Here is a 5191-nt window from a genome sequence, read left to right on the forward strand (position 1 = left end):
CTCAAGCGCGTTGCCCTGCGCGACGACCCGCCGGCTCTGGCTTTGCGCGGCATCGCCATGGCCCAGCTTGGCGAGCACCCGCGCGCCCGCGAGCTCCTGAAACGCGCCGCACGCGGCTTTGGCGTGCATGAAGAATTGGCGCGCGCACGCTGCGTTGTGGCAGAAGCCGAGGTAGCGATGGCCATGCGCGACTTTGGCGGCTCACCACGCGCACTGGCAGCGGCAGCGGCCACGCTGGAGGCGCACGCCGACACAGCCAATACGCTGCAGGCGTGGCTCATCACCGCACGACGGCTGTTGCTGCTGGGTCGGCTTGATGAGGCCTCTGTGGCGCTGACGAAGCTGGATGCGCGCGGCTTGCCGCCTTCGCTGCGGGCCGTGGCTGAACTGACTGCTGCCGAACTAGCGCTGCGCTCGCTGCGCGTCGGCGACGCGCGGATGGCGCTGGCGCGTGCGCATGCAGCGGCCGAACGTGCGCAGGTGCCGGCGCTCATGGCCGAAGTCACCGAAGCGCGCGCTGCGCTTGACCGGCCCGCCGCCCGGCGCCTCACCGCCGGCGGCGAACAGGCGCTGCGCCTCGATGAGGTTGCGGCACTCCTGGCTTCGGACGCATTGGTGGTCGACGCCTGCCGCCGTGGGCTGGGGGCCGGAGACCAGTGGCGGCCGCTGGCGCGGCGGCCGGTGTTGTTCTCGCTGGCACGTTCACTCGCCGAAGCATGGCCTGGTGATGTGAGCCGCGAAGCGCTGATCGAATCCGCCTTTCGCACCAGGCGCCCCGACGAGACGCACAGGGCGCGCCTGAGGGTCGAAATTGGCCGCCTGCGAGCGCTGGTCAAAACACTCGCAAGCATCGAAGCCACTGAGCGGGGCTTCATCCTGAAGCCGCTGGCTGGGCGCGACGTGGCTGTGCTGGCACCGCCCATTGACGGCGAGCAGGCCTCGCTGGTGGCGCTGCTGTCGGACGGCGCGGCCTGGTCCACTTCGGCACTGGCGCTGGCCTTGGGGGCAAGCCAGCGCACCGTGCAGCGGGCGCTGGCCGATCTGGAAGCCGGTGGGCGGGTGCGCTCCATGGGCCGGGCACGGGCTCAGCGCTGGCTGGCGCCGCCGCTGGCCGGATTCACGACGATCTTGTTACTCCCCGCTTCGCTACCGATTGGATAGAGTTGACTCCATGGCGCCGACGGACGGTGCATTAAGGAGCAACGATGAGCAGCAAGACAATCAAAAGCAAAGCCGAGCCCAAGGCGCGCCCCGCCGAGATCGTGCGCGAATACAGCTTCCCCGGCGTCAACGACGTCGCCGGTGTCACGCATGATGGCCAGCGCGTCTGGGCCGCCACCGGCGCAAAAATCGTTGCTTTCGACCCCGCCAGTGGCGAGCAAACGCGCACGCTGGAATGCGCCGGTGACGCCGGTACCGCCTTCGACGGCAAACACCTCTACCAGATCGCCGAGACGCGTATCGACAAGATCGACCCGGCCACGGGCAAAGTGGTGGCCACCATCCCGGCGCCCGGCAGTGGCAGCGACTCGGGCCTGACCTGGGCCGAAGGCAGCCTGTGGGTGGGCCAGTACCGCGACCGCAAGATCCACCAGGTGGACCCGAAGACCGGCGCCATCCAGCGCACGATTGAATCCAACCGTTTCGTCACTGGTGTGACGTGGGTGGACGGCGAACTCTGGCACGGCACCTGGGAGGGCGATGACAGCGAGATCCGCCGCATCGACCCGAAAAGCGGCGCCGTGCTCGAGCGGCTGGAAATGCCGAAAGGCACCGGCGTCAGCGGACTGGAGTCCGACGGCGCAGACCTCTTCTATGCGGGCGGCGGCAAGAGCGGAAAAGTCCGAGCCGTTCGGCGGCCTAAAGCAGAAAAAGCCGCATAGAACACAGCGCAGGCCTCCCCTGCGCTGACAACCCCATTCGGTCACAAGGACCGATAACGAGCGCACCTGTTACCAGCACGGGTCGGGCAGCGCATTGACCCACGCAACGCAAACCCAAGCAAACGGCTCACCGAGCCAAGGAGAAAACCATGAAGCTTTACTACAGCCCGTCCGCCTGTTCTTTGTCGCCGCACATCGTGGCCAATGAGTTAGGCCTCGCCATCGAACTCGTGAAGGTCGACGTGGTCGCCAAACGCACCGAGCACGGCGAAGACTTTCTCGCCATCAACCCCAAAGGCCTGGTGCCCGTGCTCCAGCTGGACGACGGCACCGTACTGACGGAAGGCCCCGCCGTTGTGCAGTACCTTGCCGACCTGAAGCCTGACGCGCAGCTGGCACCCGCCAGTGGCAGCATGGCGCGCTATCGCCTGCAGGAGATGCTGGGGTACATCAATTCAGAACTGCACCAAGGCTACATGCCGCTGTTCAACCCAGCCTGCAGCGATGAGGTTCGCAGCGCGCGCATGGCCCACCTGCACAAACACTATCGCCTGCTGGAAGCCACGCTGGGCCGCACACCGTTCCTGTTGGGCGACCGTTTCACGGTGACCGATGCCTATTTGTTTGTGGTCACGCGCTGGGCGGAGTTCGTCAAGCTGGACCTGTCGGCCTTTCCCAGGCTGCTGGCGTTCCAGGCGCGAATCGCTGCCCGGCCTGCCGTGCAGGCCGCCATGCACCGCGAACAACCGGCAAGCGCCTGAGCGCGGACTACCCATCCACCCACCCGTTTAACCCAGGAGAACACCATGAATACCACCATGACCGAAACATCCGCCATGAAGCACTCCGTTGTGTCCAGAGACAAATGGCTGGCCGAGCGCAAGACGCTGCTGGCCCAGGAGAAAGAACTGACACGCCTGCGCGACCGGATAGCCGGCGAGCGCCGTGCGCTTCCCTGGGTCCGTATCGAGAAAAACTACATCTTCGACACGCCCGAAGGCAAACGCTCGCTTGCCGACCTGTTCGAAGGGCGCCGCCAGCTGATGGTGCAGCACTTCATGTTCGGCCCGGGCTGGGAGCAGGGCTGCCCGAGCTGCTCTTACATGGCAGACCACACCGCCGGCATGCAGATCCACCTGGAGAACCGCGACGTGAGTTTTGTGGCCGTCTCGCGCGCCACGCTGCCCGAGATCGAGCGTTTTCGCCGCCGCATGGGCTGGAACTTCAAGTGGGTTTCTTCGAACAGCAGCGACTTCAACTACGACTTTCACGTGAGCTTCAAGCCCGAGGAAAGGGTCAACGGCACCGTCAACTACAACTACGGCATGACCGAATTCCCGGCCGAGGAAGCGCCCGGCATCAGCCTGTTCTACAAGGATGACGCAGGCCAGGTTTTCCACACCTACTCGACCTACGGGCGCGGTGTGGAGGTAATGATGGGCACCTACAACATGCTGGACCTCACGCCCAAGGGCCGGGACGAGCATGACGGGTTTTACAAGATGGACTGGGTGCGCCACCACGACCGCTACGAAACTGCGTCCGCATTCACGCCCGCGCCCGAAGCCGATTCGTGCTGCAGCACCAGGGCCTGAGCAGTCCGCGACCGGCGCGCACATCATGTCAAGCTTTTGGCCGTGGCTTGTGGTGGCAGGGGTCGGCGCCCTTCATGGGCTGAACCCCGCCACCGGCTGGGCGCTCGCCGCCGCCTGGGGCTTGCGTGCACGCGACCGGTCGCAGGCGCTGCGGGCGCTGGTGCCTATTGCAGCCGGGCACACCGCATCGATCGCGCTGGTGGCTGGCGCGGTGGCAGGGGGCCTGGCGCTGGATCGCTTCACCCTGCAGGTCCTGGCAGGCGGCTTGCTGGTTGCTTTCGCCRTGGTTCACCTGTCGGGCCGCGCACCCAGGGCGGCGCGCGCGCCGGCGGGGCACGCCGGGCTGGCGCTCTGGTCTTTCATGATGTCCACCGCGCACGGCGCCGGCTTGATGCTGGTGCCGGCCCTGATCCCGTTGTGCGCAGGGGAGGCGCGGGCAGCGGAGCTGGCAGGGTCAGGACCGCTGGCGCTCGCCCTCGCGGCAGTAGGCGTTCATACCGCGGCGATGCTTGCCGTCACCGGTTTGGTCGCCACCGGGGTTTGCCGTGGTTGGGATGCCGGTGCCCGTGTGATCAATGCTCGCAAGCGGGTACGGCCTCCGGCGCAGGGCTGATGGTGATGTGGCTGCGCGAAGCGCTGGCCAGGCTCCACAGGCTGCCATGGCCGAGGTAGTTGCTGCTTCCACTGTCTGGGTGCTGTTTGATTTGCTATCTTTTCTATAGCTTCTCGCGCAGGTCCCTATTGGGCTTGAGCGCGATTTGATGTCCGAAACAGGCAAAAAAACGGCAGTTTTTGAGCATTTCGATGTTTTTCCTCTGCCTAAGCGCCTTTTTGGGTGCCTTGAGGGCCCGTTTTTTAGGGGTAATTTAGCCCTTCGAGGCAATATGGATGGGCGCGAGCAGCTATCAAAACAATAGCGATTTCGCCGCGCCGTGCGCAGCCATTTCGACCGCCTGCAGCCGGAACACACCCGGCGGGGCTATTTCCTGGCCGCATTCCGCTTGCGGGTGGCGGCGGCTTTTTTGGCAGAGGCTGACCGCTCTTCCGCACTGCGGGAAGCTGCGGCTGCGCCGCCAAGGCGCCCGCCTTTGCGGGACGGTGCATGGTTTTCCGCCTTGCCGCGGCCCGAGCCCGACTTTTTGCCGCCGCCAGTTTCCTTGTTGACGGTGGCCCAGGCCCGGCGCTCGGCTTCTTCCTTGCCGACGCCGCGGTCTTCGTAGCCTTCTTCAATGTGTTCAGCCTTGCGCTTTTGCTTGTCGCTGTAGGCAGATTTGTCGCCTCTGGGCATGTCGGTTCTCCTTGGCTGGGTTTTCTTCGCCGTGATCGCTGTGATCGCTGTGATCGCGAGAGCTTGAAAATACTGCACCGGGGCAGGGCGCTTCGCGCGCGGCATTCCCGAAAAAAGGTCGGTGATCTCCTACGCGGCGCGGCGCTTCGCTGCCGGTCTCAATCTTCCGCTGAAGGCGCGGCGTTCAGTTCATCCATCAGCCACTGCGCAAACTGCTGCGTCTCCGGGGCGGCATTGGGCGCAAGGCCAAAATAGTGGCGACCCAGCGCCATCCGCAATTCCGGCAAGGGGCTTATCAACCGTCCCGCCGCCATGTCATGGGTAATTTGCGATACCGGCGCCAAGGCAAAACCCAACCCGTCGACGGCGGCCTGAAGCACAAAGTGCAAATGATCAAATTGCAGGCAACTGGCTGGATTCAACTC

At 65.1% G+C, this 5191-nt stretch carries 7 protein-coding genes; 5 read left to right on the forward strand and 2 right to left on the reverse strand.

The features are described 5' to 3' along the window. From AC1D1P_RS13610 to AC1D1P_RS13630, 5 genes are all read left to right on the forward strand, one after another. Positions 1-1161: helix-turn-helix domain-containing protein (locus AC1D1P_RS13610; protein WP_477673349.1), on the forward strand; the 1161-nt coding region annotated here is incomplete at its 5' end. 44 nt (positions 1162-1205) lie between these two features. Beyond that, on the forward strand, positions 1206-1883 hold the full coding sequence (locus tag AC1D1P_RS13615; RefSeq protein ID WP_477673350.1) for a Vgb family protein: 678 nt from the start codon (positions 1206-1208) through the stop codon (positions 1881-1883). Between the two features lie 149 nt (positions 1884-2032). Continuing rightward, positions 2033-2644 carry a glutathione transferase GstA gene (gene gstA, locus AC1D1P_RS13620; RefSeq protein ID WP_477673351.1) on the forward strand — a complete coding sequence of 204 codons (612 nt, stop codon included), beginning with the start codon at positions 2033-2035 and terminating at the stop codon, positions 2642-2644. Positions 2645-2689: 45 nt separating this feature from the next. Continuing rightward, positions 2690-3478, forward strand: coding sequence for a DUF899 domain-containing protein (locus AC1D1P_RS13625; protein ID WP_477673352.1), 789 nt, complete (start codon positions 2690-2692; stop codon positions 3476-3478). A 25-nt stretch (positions 3479-3503) separates the two neighbouring features. After that, positions 3504-4091 carry a hypothetical protein gene (locus AC1D1P_RS13630; RefSeq protein WP_477673353.1) on the forward strand — a complete coding sequence of 196 codons (588 nt, stop codon included), beginning with the start codon at positions 3504-3506 and terminating at the stop codon, positions 4089-4091. A gap of 366 nt (positions 4092-4457) precedes the next feature. Here AC1D1P_RS13630 and AC1D1P_RS13635 read toward each other — a convergent pair whose 3' ends face one another. Further along, positions 4458-4766: a plasmid stabilization protein gene (locus tag AC1D1P_RS13635; protein WP_477648835.1), complete on the reverse strand. Its 309-nt coding sequence runs from the start codon at positions 4764-4766 to the stop codon at positions 4458-4460. A 158-nt stretch (positions 4767-4924) separates the two neighbouring features. Further along, the coding region (locus AC1D1P_RS13640) for a LysR substrate-binding domain-containing protein (RefSeq protein WP_477673354.1) at positions 4925-5191 on the reverse strand (267 nt) is incomplete at its 5' end.

The organism is Polaromonas sp. P1_E1_2 (genome assembly GCF_056406035.1).

Bases quoted from the DNA above. Each gene is read 5' to 3' on its own strand.
- AC1D1P_RS13615 (WP_477673350.1), top strand. From the start codon at position 1,206: ATGAGCAGCAAGACAATCAAAAGCAAAGCCGAGCCCAAGGCGCGCCCC.
- gstA (WP_477673351.1), top strand. From the start codon at position 2,033: ATGAAGCTTTACTACAGCCCGTCCGCCTGTTCTTTGTCGCCGCACATC.
- AC1D1P_RS13625 (WP_477673352.1), top strand. From the start codon at position 2,690: ATGAATACCACCATGACCGAAACATCCGCCATGAAGCACTCCGTTGTG.
- AC1D1P_RS13635 (WP_477648835.1), bottom strand. From the start codon at position 4,766: ATGCCCAGAGGCGACAAATCTGCCTACAGCGACAAGCAAAAGCGCAAG.